Source organism: Streptomyces sp. NPDC048297 (genome assembly GCF_043201585.1).
Taxonomy (GTDB): Bacteria; Actinomycetota; Actinomycetes; order Streptomycetales; family Streptomycetaceae; genus Streptomyces.
Genome location: NZ_JBICZA010000033.1, coordinates 93,762 through 109,502, shown reverse-complemented (window position 1 = coordinate 109,502; position 15,741 = coordinate 93,762). Strand labels below are relative to the sequence as shown.

The following is a 15,741-nucleotide window of genomic DNA, read 5'->3' as shown; positions in this document are numbered from 1 at the left end:
GCCGCGGCGATCTGGCACAACCACAAGACTGGGCAGCCGGTCATGCGGTCCCTGATCGCCTACGACCACTGATCACATCGGAATGACTCGTCTAGAACAGCCCGGCTCAAGCCCCCGGCTTCCCAGGGCCGCGAGCAACTGGGCCCCAGGCCACGACGTACCCGCAGCCCCAGCCGAGCCGCACCCGCACCCGCACCCGCACTCACGGCCGCACCCGCACTCACGGCTCACGTCCGCGCTCACGGCTCACGGCCGCACCCGGAATCGCAGCCGAATCCGCACCCATCCAGCCCGAACCGCCGGACGGCGCCCTCACCCGGACGGACCGGAGCGCTGGTGAGCCGTGGTGGGCGGTGATGGCGTGAGAGCAGGCACCCCCACCACGGCCCACCACGGCCACCCTGCCCGCCCTGGAGGCCCCGATGCCCCCGACCACCCCGACGCCGCCCCGGACACCCGCCGTCATACGCACACCCGCCATCCTCCGCACGCCCGCCGCCATCCTCCGCACGCCCACCGTCATCCGCACCCGCCGCTCCCGCACCGCCGCCCTCCTTGCCGTCGGCCTCCTCCCGCTCACGGGCGGCTGCGCGACCCTCGGCCTCGAACATCCGGCGACCGCCGAGTACCCCCTGCCGACGATCGAGAAGTCGACGAGCGCGCCCTCGAAGGCGAAGCCCCGCGACGACGGGTCCACGCTCACCGACGCACAGGCACAGGCCGCGCTCCTCACCGAAACCGACCTCGGCGCCCCCTGGTCCGCGACACGCGGCGCGGCCACCTGGCGGGACGGGCTGCTGAAGGCGACCAGCGACGCCGCGCCGTGCCAGCGCCTGATGGAGGCCCTCTACACCGACCAACTCCTCGGCGGCCCCGCCCGCGTCGCCGTCGGCCTGGACGACGCCGACACGAACGCCCAGCTGCGCTACCAGATCGGCGCCCGCCGCCCCTCCGACGTCGACGCGGCGCTGGCCTGGCTGAAGACCCTGCCGGAGCAGTGCGCCCGGTTCACGGCCACCACGCAGACGGGCCTGACCGAGGACGTCCGGGTCGTCGACGCCCCGCTGCCGGAGGTCGGGGACGCGCGGCAGGGCCTGCACCTCACGCTCGCCACCACCACGTCCGACGACGAGGACGTCCTGCTCACGATGGACATCGCCGCCGTCCGGGTCGGCGAGGACGCCTTCGCCCTCACCAACGGCGGCCTGGGCGACGTCCCGAACGACGCCACCCAGGCCGCCGTCCAGGTCGGCGCGCTACGCCTGGCGGACGTACGCAAACAGGGCCGGGTCCAGGTGTGAGGGGCCAGGTGTGAGGGGCCAGGTGTGACGGCTCCGGGGCAGCGGCCGTTCACGCGAGCGGGGCAGCGGCCACTCACGGGAGCGGGGCCGCCGACGCTCACAGTGGTGGTTGTGCCGGGGCCGGGCCCAGGGTGGTCGTGCCGGGGGCCGTGCGGTGGCCGAGGCCGGTGCGGTAGGCGTCCAGGGCCGCTTCGACGCGGCCGGTGCGGCGCAGCAGGTCGCCCAGGAGGCGGCACAGGTCTGCCAGGTCACCGGCCGCGCCGGCGCGTTCGAGGAGGCTGAGGGCGCGGACGTAGTGCTCCTCGGCGGCCTCCGTGTCACGGGCGTCCTCGGCGATGATGCCGAGGAGTCGGTGGGCGGCGGCGGCGTGGACGGCGCCGCGTTCGGAGGAGAAGTCGCCGAGGACTCCGGAGAGCAGCTCTGCGGCCTCCGCAGGCCGGCCGCGCCGGTGCAGGACGTCGGCCAGTTCCACCGCGGCCTGGCTGCGGTAGAGCGCGGCGCGGGACTCGGAGAGCATGGCGAGGGCCTGTCGTAACTCGGCCTCGGCGTGCTCCAGTTCGCCGTCCTGGGCGTAGACGTAGCCGCGCATCCAGTGGCAGTTGGCGAGTTCGGTGCGCAGCTGGAGCTGGCGGTACAGCTCGGCGGCCTTGGCGAGGGAGGCGTCGGCCTCGGCGACCCGGCCCTCGGCGAGCAGGGTGCGGGCGACCGAGCGGTGCATGCGGGCGATGAGCGCGGGGTCGCCGGCCTGCGGGGCGAGCGCGAGCGCGAACTCGGCGGCCTGGGCGGCGCGGGCGTGGGCGCCCATGTCCATGTACGGGCCTATGACGCCGGTGTACAGGAGCAGCAGGGCGTCGGGGTCGTGCAGTCCGCCGCGGTTGAGTTCGTCGAGGGTGGTTTCCAGGAGGTAGACGGCGTACCGGAGTTCGCCGGCCAGGTAGTGGGAGACCGCGCGGCCTCGGACGGCCGGGGCACGGGCCGCCAGCGACTCCCCGGCCAGTTGTTCCTCGGCCCGCTCGAAGTACTGGCGTGCCTTGCCCAGTTCGCCGGAGTCCAAGGCGCTCTCCCCGAGCCCGAGCAGTGCGGCCGCCTGCTCCGGGTCGAGCCCGTGCGCCTCCGCCTCGGCGAGCAGCAGGACGTACTGGGCGGCCGCCTCCTCGGCCTTGCCGTCGGCGAGCGTGCGCTGGGCCTCGGTGAGCCGGAGCCGGAGGTCGGTGGCGAGATGGGCGGGGCGGCCGACGGCGAGTTCCTCGAAGGCGACCCCGAGCCGGCCGGCGATGTGCTGCAGGGCGTCGTCGGACGCCCTGACCCGGCCGGCCTCCAGGGTGGAGATGTAGGCGGGCGTATAGGCGGGCTCGGCCACCTGGCGCTGAGTCAGTCCGCGTTGGGTGCGCATCTGCTGCACACGCCGCCCGATGACATCGGGATCATCCCTCTCACGCATCCCTTTTCTCCCCCCAACTCCCCTGGTGCCCCTTGCCGTTGGCGGCCGACACCCCTAGGTTAAACGGCGGATTAAGCATGTTTAACACGTCGCTTGTCGTTGCGAGGTCACCGTGCTCGGACGTACATCCGCACCCTACGGACGCTCCGGCACAATTCCCCGTCCGCGGCCCGGACATGGCAGGAATTCGTCCGTCGCCCGGGGTGTGGCCGCGGCGGTCGTCGCCGTGGTCGCGCTGATCGCCGCGGCGAACGCGGGCCCGGCCCGCGCGTGCGACTCCCTGCCGGACGAGCGGCCCCTGTCGCAGGCCGAGCGCTGAGGACATCCCGCGGCACGTAAAGTCCGGTCCAAAGCGGGGCCGCTTTTCCCCTCAAACACGGTCAATAGACGGGTTGTACGGGAGTGGAATATCTCACCGCGTCCGCTTGACAGCGGGCCGCGCGGTTAGTGTGAGCTCCCCGGTCCAGCGGGCGCCGTGGGGAGCGCCGCCCGGCCAGGACACAGGGCTTCTCAGGACACAGGGATTCTTTCGGTGCCACGGCGACCCCGCCGCAGTCGGGGTCGGGGCCAGGGGTGGGAGGGCGCGGGGATGACGGGCGGCAGCGTGCGCGCGGACGGGGAGGCGGCACCGACGGAGCCCGCCGGGCCCGAAGGGCACGGAGCGCATGAAGGGCACGCAGGGCACGAAGGGCACGAAGGGCACGAAGGGCACGAAGCGCATGAAGTGCACGCAGGACACGGAGCGCACGAAGCGCCTGAAGGGCGCGAAGAGGGCGGCGGGCAGGAGGGGCGCGGCGGGCGCGAAGAGGGCGGCGGGCGCGAAGGGCGCGGCGCCCAGGAAGACCGCGGCAGGCGGCGCGACCAGCGCGCCGAACCGGTCCGGCCCCGGCGCTGGTTGCGCATACTTCGCTGGACCGCGGTCTTACTCGCGGTCCTCCTCGTCGGTACCGCCGGCGCCGGTTACGCCTACTACCAGCACCTCAACGGCAACATAAATAAGGCCCAGTTGAACCTGGGCGACTCCGAGGCCGCCGTACCCGAGCCGACCCCGAACACCGCGGGCCAGACCCCGCTGAACATCCTGCTGATCGGCTCGGACAGCCGGAACACCGCGCAGGACCTGCGACTCGGCGGCTCCAAGGCCGACGTGGGCCGCCCGCCACTCGCCGACGTACAGATGCTGGTGCACCTCTCGGCCGACCGCAGCAACATGTCCGTGGTCAGCCTGCCCCGCGACACCATGATCCCGATCCCCCGGTGCACCGACCCGGACCGTAAGCAGACGTACGACGCCCTGTCCCTGGCCATGGCGAACGAGTCACTGGGCCGCGGCGGGCCGGGCTGCACCGTCGCCACCTGGGAGAACCTCACCCACATCCACATCGACCACTTCATGATGGTCGACTTCTCCGGTGTGGTCGCGATGGCGGACGCCATCGGCGGCGTCCCGGTCTGCGTGAAGCAGAACGTCTGGTCGCACACCTCCGACGGCCACGGCTCGGGCCTGAGGCTGCGCGCCGGCACCCACCCGGTCAAGGGCGTACAGGCCCTGCAGTGGCTGCGCACCCGCTACGGCTTCGAGGACGGCACCGACATCGGCCGCACCCACGCCCAGCACATGTACATGAACTCGATGGTCCGTCAACTGCGCGCGAACGCACGGCTGGACAACCCCGCCGACATGCGGGCGCTCGCGGAGACCGCGACGAAGGCGCTCACGGTCGACGAGGGCCTCGGCACGGTCAAGAAGCTGTACGACCTGTCCGGGGAACTGCAGAAGGTCCCCACCGGGCGGATCACCATGACCACGCTGCCCACCGTGCAGTGGCCCCAGGACCGCAACCGGCTGGTGCCCAGGTCCGGTGACGCCGACCAGCTCATCTCCATGGTCCGCGACGACACCCCGCTCGACGGACACGGCACCGCGCCCAAGCCCGAGCAGCGGTCGGACGATCCCGCGGCCACGGACGACGGCATCGCGGTGCGGGTCCGCAACGGCACCGGTTCGGACACCCTGGCCGCCACCCCGCAGCGGGCGAGCGCGGTCGTCCAGGCCCTCAGGGACAAGGGGTTCACCAGGGCGTCCCTCGACACCACGCCCACCACCTCGGCCGAGACCACCGTCCTGTACCCCGCCCCCGATCTGGAGGGCGACGCCCAGACGGTGGCCAGGGCGCTCGGGATCCCGCTGAGCCATGTGCACGAGTCCGCCGACGCCACCGCCATCACCCTGACCGTCGGCACCGACTGGCGCACCGGCGGCACCTACCCGAAGACCGAGGCCCCGACCAAGGCACCCGACACGGCGGCCGTCCTCAACGGCGAGAAGGACGACGCCTGCATGGACATCCAACCGGGCTACACCTGGTGAACCACCCCTCCCCCCGACACGGCCCACCCCCGCGGACGCCGCCCACTCCCCCCGGCAGCCCGGCGGCGCCTACGCTGCCCCCGTGACCTCCGCAGCCGCGCGCGCCGCCCGCGCCGCCCGTGACCTGACCGCCGACCTCCCGGTACCGGAACTGGAGGAGCTCTACCGCGATCTGCACCGCCACCCCGAGCTGTCCCTGCGCGAGCACCGCACCGCGGGGAAGCTGGCCGCGCGGCTGCGGGCCGCCGGGTTCGAGACGGCCGAGGGTGTCGGCGGGACCGGGGTCGTGGGGGTGCTGCGGGGCGGCGACGGGCCGGCCGTGCTGCTGCGCGCCGACATGGACGCGCTGCCGGTCGCCGAGCGGACCGGGCTGCCGTACGCCTCCGAGGCGGACGGCGTGATGCACGCCTGCGGGCACGACCTGCACGTCACCTGGCTGGCGGGCGCCGCCGAGGCGCTGGCGGCCGGCCGGGACACGTGGAACGGCACCCTGCTGGTCGTGGGCCAGCCCGCCGAGGAGTCCGGACAGGGCGCGGCACGGATGGTCGCGGACGGGCTGTACGAGCGTTTCGGGCGGCCGGACGTGCTGCTGGGCCAGCACGCGACGCCCGGTCCGGCGGGCCTGTACCCGCACGCGCCGGGTCTGATCATGTCGGCGTCGACGGACGTGGACATCGTGGTGCACGGCCGGGGCGGACACGGTTCGCGCCCGGAGGCGACCGTCGACCCGGTGGTGACCGCCGCCTATCTGGTCACCCGGCTGCAGTCCGTCGTCTCCCGGGAGCTGGCGGCCCGTGAGGCGGCGGTGCTGACGGTGGGCCGGATCGAGGCGGGCACCCGGCACAACATCATCCCGTCCGAGGCGCGCATCGCCCTGAACCTGCGCACCCAGTCCGAGGAGGTCCGCACGCGGATGCTGGCCGCGATCCGGCGCATCGCGCTCGGTGAGTGCATGGCGGCCGGCTGCCCGCGCGAACCGGACATCACCCTCGGCAGCACCTTCCCGGTGACCGTCAACGACGCCGGGACCGACGCCGCGGTGGCCGCCGTGCACCGCGAGGTGTTCGGCGCGGACACGGTGTTCGACCCGGGCCCGGCGATGGGCAGCGAGGACTTCCCGCAGCTGGCGCTCGGCTCGATCCCGTACTCGTACTGGTTCGTGACGAGCACTCCGGCCGAGGTGTGGGAGAAGGCGCCCGGGGACGGCTTCGAGGAGAAGTTCGCGGCCGTGCCGAGCAACCACAGCCCGCACTTCGCGCCGGACCTGTCCGTGATCGCCCCGGGGGTGCGCACGCTGGTGTCGGGGGCGCTGGCGCTGCTGGCGCCCGCGTGACGGCGCCCCTACTGGGCCTGGAGTTCCCGCAGATGCCGCTGGACGTTCTCCAGCGCGCCCTCCCGGCGCCCCGGCACCCGTAGCCTCAAGTCCGCCAGTGCGAAACCGAGTTCACGGGCCTGCGCCACGTCCTCGACGGACCCCCACTGATGGTGGGCCCGGTCCACGGCCGCCTCCACGGCGGGCGCGTCCCCGGGCTGTCCCGCGGCCAGGCGTACGCCGGCCACGTCCATCCAGGACCGGCAGCTGCGCACCGCGTCCCCGGCGAACATCGCCAGGTCGGCCCGGACTTCGGCCCAGTGGAGCGCCTCGTCGGACACGGGCCCGTGCTCGCGTGCCGCGGCGTCCTCGTACCGGGCGGCGAGCGCGTCGGCGTCGCCGTACCGCCCCGTCCGGACGGCGTCGCTGATGGCGGCGTGGGGGTCCACGGCCGCCGAGGTGTCCGCCGCCTGCGGACGGACCGGCCCGCGCTGCCCGCGCTGCCCGGACAAGGGACCGACGTTCCCGTCCAACGGACTGACATGCCCGGACAATTGACCGACGTGCGCGGACAACTGACCGGCGTGTTCGGGCAACTGACCGACGTGCGCGGGGATCCGCGGGGGGATGTCCGTGGTGGTGTGCGGGGGGATGTCCGTGGTGGTGTGCGGGGGGATGTCCGTGGTGGTGTGCGGGGCCGGGTGGCCGTGGCCGTACGGGGCCGTGGGGGCGGAGCCGGCGAATCCGCCCAGGATCATGTCCCGTCCCGCGCCGCCCTCGGCGATCCGCGTCAGCGCCTGCTCGTGCAACCGCGGCAGCGGCGGCCGGTGTCCGCTGCGCAGCAGGGTCGCCACGGCCTTCATGTACGACGGCTCGGCGATCCGCCGGCCGCCGGCGCCGGGCGCGATCCGGCCGTACACGGAGACGTTCGGCCCCGACTCCAACGGCCGCTCGGCCAGATACCGCCAGGTCTCCGCGTCGGCGTGCAGATCGGCCACCAGCGCGGTGTCGGCGGCGGAGCGCAGCCGCAGCTCCTCCCGGATCCAGTGCCACGGCAGCGCGGTGTAGCGCATGGTCGCCGGTGTGGTGCGGGCGAGCGCCAGATGGGGCAGCCGCTGGCGGCGGTCCAGATGCAGCTGCCCGGCGACGTACAGCGTGAGCGGGCCCGGCGCGGCGGCTGCCGCCCGCAGCCGGGTCAGCACGGCCTGCGGGTCCAGCGGATCGGCGAGTTCGACCACGTTCGCCGTGTCGGTGCCGGACAGCACGGCGGGGGCGACCGCGGCCAGGACGGGCAGCACCCCGGCCGCGTCCACCAGACGCCCCTTGCCCAGCGGCGAGGCCGCGAGCAGCAGTACGGTTCCCGGCATCGTCCCTCCCCCTGTCGACGGTCCTGCTGTCAGCACCGTAACCGCTGCTGCTGCAAAGCAGTGACTCAGGACGGTGAACGTCCGCGTCCGAAGCCCTCCCCGTCCCCCTCGTCCTCTTGGCCCCCCGCCTCCTCCCCGTCCTCCTCGGGGGGTCGCCGCCGGACCGCGAAGATGGTGGTGTCGTCCCCGAGCCGGCCGCGGCTGTGGCGCAGCACGCCGTCGCGGACCAGGCGCACCAGTGGCGCGGGCCGGGCCCGGCCGGGGTCGGCGGCGACGGCCCGGCCCACCTCCTGGGCCAGCGGGTAGAACTCCCCGGCCCGGTCGCGTGCCTCGGTCACCCCGTCGGTCACCAGCAGCAGCGTCTCCGCACTGCTCAGCGGCACCCGGTGCAGCGGCGGCGGGAGGCCGTCCGCGAGGTCGCCGTACCCGAGCGGCAGCCCGTCGCCGGAGGACAGGACGCGGACGCCGTCCGGGCCGAGGGCGAGCGGGGGCTCGTGACCGAAGTTGATCAGCTCCACGAGGTCGGGGACGCCCGCGGGGAAGCCGACCAGGACGGCGGTGGCGAAGCGGTCCTCGTCGTCCCGGCCGAGCGCGAGGGCGTGCTCGCGGTGCTGGCGCATGCTCACCTCCAGCCGTGCGGCGACGGTCGTCAGGTCCGGCTCGTGGTATCCGGCCTCCCGGAACGTGCCCAGCAGGGCCGCCGCCGTGTCCACCGCGAGCAGGCCCTTGCCCTGCACGTCACCGACGAGGACCCGGGTGCCGTGCGGGCCGGGCTGGATGTCGTAGAAGTCGCCGCCCACCCGCGCCTCGCTGTCGGCGGCCAGATACACCCCCGCGTGCTCCAGGCCGGCCCAGCCGGGCGGCAGGGGGCGCAGCACGGTGCGGCGGGTCGTCTCGGCGATGTCCCGCATGCGCAGTTCCCGCCGCTCCCGGCGCAGCCGCTCCGCGCAGGCCAGCGTGGCGAGGATGCCACCGACGGCGACGAGGATGAAGTCGGCCAGTCCGGCCCGGTACTGGTGGGGCCAGGCGTCGTCCACGAGGACGTACGTCACCAGCGACAGCAGGGCGTACACGGCCGTCGTCGTCACCCCGCACATGGAGGCGGAGATGGCGGGGACGAGGACGATCCAGGAGACGATCCGGAACCGCTCGCCGGTGTTGAAGTCCGTCAGCGCGATGGCCGCGAGCAGCAGCAGCGGCGGCAGCCACGCGACGCTCCGGGCCGGGATCCGCGGCATCCACCACTGCCGCCGGCGCCGGTGCTCCACCTGCGTCACCGTGGGCAGCGCTCCATGTCCCTCAGCGAAGCACACGGGCACCCCGGCCGCATCCGGGCCCATGTCACCCGTCCGGCCGACTTGCCAGGCCGTCGGCCCAGGTGTGCTGTGGAAACCGGAGGAGACGGAAGACGGGGAGAGGGAAGACGGAGGAGAGAGAAAACGGGGGGGAGGGAAGACGGGGACAGGAGACGGGGGAGAAGAGAGAGGAGTGCTCTCATGGCTCATGCGGCACCCGCACCCGGTGGAATGCCCCGGCCCGGCCTCGCACCCGGATCCGGCGGCGAGGCTCCCGGCTCCGCCGTCCACCGTCCACCGGACGTCTTCGACGCCCGCACCCACCAGATCGCCAGGGTGGCCGTACCGGTCGTGCTGGCGCTGGTCTACGGCTACTGGGCGGCGGCCAACCGGCGCAGCGGCGGGCCCATCACAGGCTGGAACGTGCTGTTCGGGTTCGTCACGGCGATCGTGTTCGCGGTGGTGTGCTTCGGAATGCTGACCGTGGCGCCACGGCTGCGGCGGGAGATGCACGCGGTGATGTGGACGGTGTTCGCCGGCTGCGCGTTCGGCTTCCTCTACAGCCAGACCGGCGAGTCGATCATCCGGTCGGTGGGCATGTCGCTGGCGGTCGCGGCGGTCACGTTCGTCGTGTTCTTCTACCGCTATTACACGCACGAGGACGCGGTCGGACATCGCATCCGATGAACCCCGAGGGGGCTCATCGGGTGTGCGTGGGCCCCTGCCGGGGCCCACGCACTCCCCTGTGTTTCCCTCCACTGGTCCCAGGACCAGGAAACACCCGTTCGGGTGAACCCTCCACCGGAGAGCGGAATCGCCAGTTCCGCCAGGTGGCACGGCTGTTCGGCTCGATTTTTCGCCCGAATGGACGCACTCCGTCCGCACCCCGGTCGCACGGACGGCCCGCGGGCCGTTGCCTGGAAGCGTGCCCCCACGCCTCAGGAGCGCCCTGTCGGCCGTGCTCATCACCCTGTCCTGCCTGCTCGTGCCGTTCGGCGCGGTGGCGGCCTGGGCGGCGTACACGCTGACCGACACGGGCCGGTACGTCACCACGATGGCGCCGCTCGCCGCCGACCCGGACGTGCGGGACGCCGTCGCGGAGTCCGTCGGGGACGACATCCTGCGCGAGGTGGACGCGCACCTGGACGTCCGGCCGGCGCGCGGCTCGGTGGGCCCGTTCGTACACGAGGCGGTGCGCTCCTTCACCCAGACCCGCGCCTTCCGGCTGGCCTGGGACACCGGCAACCGGGTCACGCACGACGCCGTCCTGCGCGCCCTGCGCGAGGAGGACGCCGACGAGAACGCGCCCGCGGGACCGGTGACGGTCGACCTCGCCCCCGTCACCGCCCAGGTCAAACAGCAGCTCACGCAGGACCACGTACCGCTCGCCGCGCGCATCCCGGTGGAGCACACCGCGGTGCCGATACTGCGGGCGGGCGAACTGACCCGGCTACGGAAGGGGTTCCACGTGCTCGAAGTCGCCGGATTCTGGCTGCCGGTGGCGGCCGTCGCGTTCGCCGTCACCGGGATCGCCCTCGCCGTACGCCGTCGCCGCGCCGTCATGGCGACCGCGCTGGGCACGGCCCTGGGCGGCGCCCTGCTCGCCCTCGCCGTCGCCGTCGGCCGGGGCCTCACCCTCGCCGACCTGCCCGCCGGCACACCGCACGCGGCCGCGGGCGCCGTCTACGACACCCTCACCGCCACCCTGCGCACTGTCTCCTGGCTGCTGCTGGGCCTCGGCCTCCTGGTCGCCCTGATCACCCGGCTCCTGCGCGTCCCCCGCCTGTCCCGCCCACCACGCCTGTCCCGCCTACCGCGCCTGCTGCACCTCCCGCGCCTCCCGCACTTGTCGCGCCTCCCGCGCCCCGTGCGACGCCGGCGAGAATCCGCAGCGCCCGCGCCAACTCCGGCTCCGGAACCGACGCGAGCCCGAGTCTGACCGCGTCCGGGGTACGGCTCGGGTCGACCGAGAAGGCCGTGCCCGGGGTGACCGCGATCCCGTGCGCCCGTGCCGCGGCCGTGAAGGTGTCCGCCCGCCACGGCGCGGGCAGCCGCCACCAGGCGAAATAGGCGGCCGGGTCGGACCGTACGTCGAACCCGGCCAGCTCCTCGGCGACCAGCCGCTGCCGCCGCCCGGCGTCCACCCGCTTCGCCTCGACCAGCCGCGCCACGGTCCCGTCCCCGATCCAGCGCACGGCCGCCTCCAGCGCGAACGCGCTCGCACCCCACCCCCCGGACCGCACGGCCCGCGCCACCGCCTCCGTCCGGTCGGCCGGTACGGCGACGAAACCGACGGTGAGCCCCGGCGCCACCCGCTTGGACAGCCCGTCCACGACATGGACGAAGCCGGGCGCGAGCACGGCGAGCGGCGGCGGGCCACCGGGGTGCAGGAAGGACCAGATCCGGTCCTCCACGACCGGTATCCCCAGCCTGTGGACGACACCGGCCAGCTCCGCCCGCCGCTCGGCGTCCAGGGTCAGCGAGGTCGGATTGTGCAGGGTCGGCTGGAGGTAGAGCGCGGACAGGGGAGCGCTGCGGTGGGCGGCGGCGAGCGCGTCGGGCAGCGGTCCGCGTTCGTCGCACGCGAGCGTGACGAGGGTGCCGCCGAGCCGCGCGGATATCTCCCTGACCAGCGGATACGTGAGCGGCTCGACCCCGATCCGGCCGCCGGGACGGACGAGGGAGGCGAGGGTGGCGGCGATGGCCTGGCGGGCGTTGCCGGTGAACAGGATCCCCTCCGCGCGGGCCGGCCGGTCGTCGCCACCGGCCCACAGCAGCCCCGCGACCGCCTCCCGGGCATCCGCGGTACCGGCCGCGGCGGCCGGCCGGCGCAGCGCCTCGGCCAGCACGTCCGGCCGCAGCAACGGCGCGAGGGCGGGGGCGAGCAGCTCCGACTGCCCTGGTACGGAGGGGTAGTTCAGCTCCAGATTCACCGCTGCGGCACCACCCCTGTCGGCCCCGTCGGGCCTGTCGGCCCTGTCACCCTCGCCGACCGCCCCGGACCCTCCGCCCGCACCGTCCGCCTCCGTCAACGCGCGCCCCGGTTGCGCGTCCGGCTCCGTGGCCCGTACGAACGTGCCGCGCCCGACCTCGCCCACCACAAGACCCCGGCGCACGAGTTCGCCGTACACCCGCCCCGCCGTCGAGGCGGCGATCCCGTGCCGTCGCGCGAACGCCCGCTGCGGCGGCAGCCGTTGCCCCGGTCGCAGCCGCCCCCGGGAGATGTCGGCGGCTATCCGGTCGGCGATCCGCCGATAGTCCTGCTCCACAACTCCCCCTGACCCCGGACACTTTGGATTGCACCGAGGGCAAAGATTTTATTGCACCGAGAAGTTGGCACTGCCTAGGGTCGGCCCTATGCCACCCTTCCTCGCATACGACGACAAAGGCCCCAAACCAACAACCGAAACCACAACCGCAACCGCAACCGGGCGCCTCCCCCTGGTCCTCGTCCACGGCCACCCCTTCGACCGCACGATGTGGTCCCCGCAGATCGCCGCGTTCCGCACCGAACGCCGGGTCGTCGCCCCCGACCTGCGCGGCTACGGCGCCTCCCCGGTGACCGACGGCGCCGTCCCGCTCTCCCGGCACGCACAGGACATCGAGGAACTCCTGAACGCCCTCGCCGTGGACTCCTTCGTCCTCGCCGGTCTGTCCATGGGCGGCCAGATCGCCATGGAGTGCTACGACCGCTTCGGCGACCGCGTCCGGGGACTGGTCCTCGCCGACACCTTCCCCGACCCCGAGACCCCCGAGGGCCGGCGGAACAGGCGGGCCATGGCCGGCCGGCTGCTCGCCGAGGGCATGCGCGGCTACGCCGACGAGGTCCTGGAGAAGATGGTCGCGCCGTACGCGGACCCCGAGGTCAAGGCCCAGGTGCACCGCATGATGACGGCCACCTCCCCGCGGGGCGCCGCCGCCTCCCTGCGCGGCCGTGCCGAACGCCCCGACTACCGCCCGCTGCTGGCGAGGGTCACGGCGCCGGTCCTCGTCGTGGTCGGCGCCGACGACACGTACACCCCGGTGCCGGACGCCGAAGCCATGCACCGGGCGCTTCCCGGCTCCCGCCTGCACGTCGTCGAGCGGGCCGCCCACATGCCGAACCTGGAACGGCCCGAGGAGTTCAACAAGGTCCTCGGCGAGTTCCTGACGGCGGTCGACCTGCTCCCAAGCTGACGATCTTGGCGCCAGGGTGGCGATAATGGGCGCATGTCCCGAGAGTTCCCCGTCAGCCTCGCCCCGCCCGACTGGCTGGTCAGGAACCTCCGACCGCAGCGGGCGCCCGTGAACCGGGCAGCCGTGGCCCGCGCCGCCGTGGCACTCTCCCTGCCGCTGGCGATCGGACTCGCGGCCGGCAAGCCCGTGTACGGCGCGCTCGCCGCCATGGGCGCCCTGAACGGCGTCATCGGCGACACCGCCGACGCCTACCGCATACGCGTCATCACCATCGCCGTCCCGCAGGTCGCCGGCGCCGTCGGAGTCGTCCTCGGCGGGTTGGCGTACGGGCAGGGCTGGTACGGCGTCGCCATCGTCACCGGCGTCGCGCTGCTGTCCGGGATGATCTCGACGATCGGCACGGTGGCCTCCGCGGCGGGGCTGCTGCTCCTGCTCAACTGCGTCGTGGGCGCGGGCCTCCCGCTGCCCCACCCCTGGTGGGTGCCACCGGCCCTGATGACCGGCGGCGGCCTGCTGGTGCTGCTGATGGCCCTGCTGGCCTGGCCGCTGCGGGCCGGGGTGCCCGAGCGGGCCTCGGTCGCGGGCGCGTACCGCGCGGTGGCGGACCTGCTCGCCGCCTGCGGGGACCAGGACCGGTACGTCACCACCCGTTTCGACGTCACCCGGTCCCTGAACCAGTCGTACGACCTCATCCTCGGCCACCGCGCGCACCACCACGGCCGCAGCCGCCAACTGACGCGGATGCTGGCCCAGTTGAACGCGATCACTCCGGTCGTCGAGGCGGCGCCGGCCGTCCACCTCGCCGGACTGCCGCTGCCCCCGGAGGTCCCGGAGTCCGTCCGCCGCATCGCCGACGCCATCGAGTCCGGCAGGACCGGCCCGGTGCCGCTCCCGCTCCTCCCGACCCCCACCACCGAGACGGCCCGCGCCGTCGACCACGCCCTGCGGCACGCCGCCGAGGTCGCCGGCGCCCCCGAGATCGACCCGCGCGGCATCGACGACCGCCTCGGCCGCCCCGCCGCCCTCGGCATCCGCACCACCCGCGCCACCCGCGACGTCCTGCTGGCCCCCAACTCCTGGCGCTACGGACTGCGCCTGGCCCTGTGCATCGGCATCGCGCAGGCGACGGTGTCCCTCTTCCCGGTCCCGCGCTCCTACTGGGTGGCCCTGACCATCACCTTCGTCCTCAAGCCCGATTTCGGCTCGGTCTTCTCCCGGGCGCTGCTGCGCGCGCTGGGCACGGTGGCGGGCCTGGTCCTGGCGGCGGCGGTGCTGGCGGAGGTGCCGGGCGGCTGGTGGATCGTCCCCACGCTCATGGTGCTGGGGGCGCTCATCCCGGCCCTGACCCCCCGGGGCTACGGCTTCCAGACGGCGGCCATCACCCCGGTGATCCTCCTTCTCTCGGACCTCCTCAACCACCAGGGCACCGCCCTGCTCCTCCCCCGCCTCCTCGACTCCTTGATGGGCTGCGTGATCGCGCTCGTCGTGGGCTACCTCCTGTGGCCGGAGAGCTGGCGCACGCGGGTGGGCGACCAGTTGGCGGACGCGGTGGCCGACACCGCCGCCTACGTCGAGGCGGCCTTCGGCCCCGGCACCGAGCAGGCGGCTCGCGCCCGTATGCGCCGCCGTCTCTACCGCGATCTGTCCACCATCCGGACGGAATTCCAGCGGGCCCTGACCGAACCCCCGCCCACCGGGCGCCGCGCGGCAGCCTGGTGGCCCCTGGTCGTCGCCGTGGAACGCATCGTCGACGCGACGACCGCGGCCCGGGTCCGCGTCCGCCACGGAGCGCAGCCGCCCTCACCGGCCGAGGTCCGCCATGTGGCCCTCCAACTGCGGGAACTCTCCGAGGGCGTCCGGCACGCAGACACCCTCACGGCGGTCGCGACCCATCTGACCGGACCCTCGGGCAGCGTCCTCGAACCCCTGCGCCAGGAGGTCGCCGCCGCGCGGGCGATCGCGACACCGCGCTGACCGCTCCGAGGGCGCGACCGAATCGCAATACAGGGCAGCTAACCTTACGTGTCCGTCCTGGCCAGTGATTGACGGCATCAGCTCACGCGAAGGGTTTGCGCTCATGGGCATTCTCACTCTCCTGCGGAACGCATTCGGCAGAGGGCGCAAGTCGCGCACCGCCGAAGCAGAGAGTGCGGGCCAACAACCCTCACAGAACACCGCCACCCCCCAACTCCCCGACCCCCGCACCGAAGACCCGGCCCTCCAGGAACACGACCTGGTCACCGCCGCCTTCGACAACATCACCGTCCCCCGCCAATCCACCCCGGTGACTGGGCCGGAGGCGGTGCCCGAGGTCAAGGTGGCAACTGAGACCGAGGCGGTGACCGAGGCCGAGGGCAAGGTGGCAGCTGAGACGGAGCCTGCAGCCGGAAAGAACCCTGCGGCGAAGCCGGAACCGGTGCCTGAGGCCGAGGCCGAGCCGGTGGCCGAGGAGGAGCCGACGGCTCAGGTCGAGGCAGA

Annotated in this window: 10 protein-coding genes and 1 pseudogene; 7 read left to right on the top strand and 4 right to left on the bottom strand. The window is 73.8% G+C overall.

What is annotated here, in order from left to right; genetic code table 11:
- Positions 1–422: 422 nt before the first annotated feature.
- A complete protein-coding gene (locus ACGFYV_RS29845) occupies positions 423–1,301 on the top strand; it encodes a hypothetical protein (RefSeq protein WP_393881612.1) in 879 nt (292 codons plus the stop codon).
- A gap of 97 nt (positions 1,302–1,398) precedes the next feature.
- Here the strand turns inward: ACGFYV_RS29845 and ACGFYV_RS29840 are convergent, their stop codons facing one another.
- The gene (locus ACGFYV_RS29840; RefSeq protein ID WP_393881611.1) at positions 1,399–2,742 is read right to left on the bottom strand and encodes a tetratricopeptide repeat protein; all 1,344 of its coding nucleotides are present in this window, start codon (positions 2,740–2,742) and stop codon (positions 1,399–1,401) included.
- 724 nt (positions 2,743–3,466) lie between these two features.
- On the opposite strand from ACGFYV_RS29840, the gene ACGFYV_RS29835 reads away from it, so the two are divergent.
- Together ACGFYV_RS29835 and ACGFYV_RS29830 are read left to right on the top strand one after the other, a co-directional pair.
- The gene (locus tag ACGFYV_RS29835; RefSeq protein WP_393881610.1) at positions 3,467–5,113 is read left to right on the top strand and encodes an LCP family protein; all 1,647 of its coding nucleotides are present in this window, start codon (positions 3,467–3,469) and stop codon (positions 5,111–5,113) included.
- Between the two features lie 82 nt (positions 5,114–5,195).
- The gene (locus tag ACGFYV_RS29830) at positions 5,196–6,446 is read left to right on the top strand and encodes an amidohydrolase (protein WP_393881609.1); all 1,251 of its coding nucleotides are present in this window, start codon (positions 5,196–5,198) and stop codon (positions 6,444–6,446) included.
- Between the two features lie 8 nt (positions 6,447–6,454).
- Here the strand turns inward: ACGFYV_RS29830 and ACGFYV_RS29825 are convergent, their stop codons facing one another.
- Both ACGFYV_RS29825 and ACGFYV_RS29820 read right to left on the bottom strand, forming a co-directional pair.
- A complete protein-coding gene (locus tag ACGFYV_RS29825; RefSeq protein ID WP_393881608.1) occupies positions 6,455–7,792 on the bottom strand; it encodes a hypothetical protein in 1,338 nt (445 codons plus the stop codon).
- 65 nt (positions 7,793–7,857) lie between these two features.
- Positions 7,858–9,030 carry a PP2C family protein-serine/threonine phosphatase gene (locus ACGFYV_RS29820; RefSeq protein WP_393881617.1) on the bottom strand — a complete coding sequence of 391 codons (1,173 nt, stop codon included), beginning with the start codon at positions 9,028–9,030 and terminating at the stop codon, positions 7,858–7,860.
- Between the two features lie 258 nt (positions 9,031–9,288).
- On the opposite strand from ACGFYV_RS29820, the gene ACGFYV_RS29815 reads away from it, so the two are divergent.
- Positions 9,289–9,774: a hypothetical protein gene (locus tag ACGFYV_RS29815; RefSeq protein ID WP_393881607.1), complete on the top strand. Its 486-nt coding sequence runs from the start codon at positions 9,289–9,291 to the stop codon at positions 9,772–9,774.
- Positions 9,775–10,844: 1,070 nt separating this feature from the next.
- Here ACGFYV_RS29815 and ACGFYV_RS29810 read toward each other — a convergent pair.
- Positions 10,845–12,356 (bottom strand): PLP-dependent aminotransferase family protein, encoded by a 1,512-nt coding sequence (locus ACGFYV_RS29810; RefSeq protein WP_393881606.1) that lies wholly within the window; start codon positions 12,354–12,356, stop codon positions 10,845–10,847.
- 88 nt (positions 12,357–12,444) lie between these two features.
- On the opposite strand from ACGFYV_RS29810, the gene ACGFYV_RS29805 reads away from it, so the two are divergent.
- The 3 genes and pseudogenes from ACGFYV_RS29805 to ACGFYV_RS29795 form a co-directional block, all read left to right on the top strand.
- Positions 12,445–13,263: an alpha/beta fold hydrolase gene (locus tag ACGFYV_RS29805; protein WP_393881605.1), complete on the top strand. Its 819-nt coding sequence runs from the start codon at positions 12,445–12,447 to the stop codon at positions 13,261–13,263.
- 33 nt (positions 13,264–13,296) lie between these two features.
- Positions 13,297–15,237, top strand: a complete 1,941-nt coding sequence (locus ACGFYV_RS29800) for an FUSC family protein (RefSeq protein ID WP_393881604.1) — start codon at positions 13,297–13,299, stop codon at positions 15,235–15,237.
- Positions 15,238–15,301: 64 nt separating this feature from the next.
- Positions 15,302–15,741: pseudogene (locus tag ACGFYV_RS29795) on the top strand (Toxic cation resistance protein); the annotation flags it as partial.

What these genes read in the sequence shown, in the direction of transcription:
- ACGFYV_RS29845 (WP_393881612.1), top strand. Translation starts at nt 423, where the DNA reads ATGCCCCCGACCACCCCGACGCCGCCCCGGACACCCGCCGTCATACGC.
- ACGFYV_RS29805 (WP_393881605.1), top strand. Translation starts at nt 12,445, where the DNA reads ATGCCACCCTTCCTCGCATACGACGACAAAGGCCCCAAACCAACAACC.
- ACGFYV_RS29825 (WP_393881608.1), bottom strand. Translation starts at nt 7,792, where the DNA reads ATGCCGGGAACCGTACTGCTGCTCGCGGCCTCGCCGCTGGGCAAGGGG.
- ACGFYV_RS29820 (WP_393881617.1), bottom strand. Translation starts at nt 9,030, where the DNA reads ATGCCGCGGATCCCGGCCCGGAGCGTCGCGTGGCTGCCGCCGCTGCTG.
- ACGFYV_RS29815 (WP_393881607.1), top strand. Translation starts at nt 9,289, where the DNA reads ATGGCTCATGCGGCACCCGCACCCGGTGGAATGCCCCGGCCCGGCCTC.
- ACGFYV_RS29800 (WP_393881604.1), top strand. Translation starts at nt 13,297, where the DNA reads ATGTCCCGAGAGTTCCCCGTCAGCCTCGCCCCGCCCGACTGGCTGGTC.
- ACGFYV_RS29840 (WP_393881611.1), bottom strand. Translation starts at nt 2,742, where the DNA reads ATGCGTGAGAGGGATGATCCCGATGTCATCGGGCGGCGTGTGCAGCAG.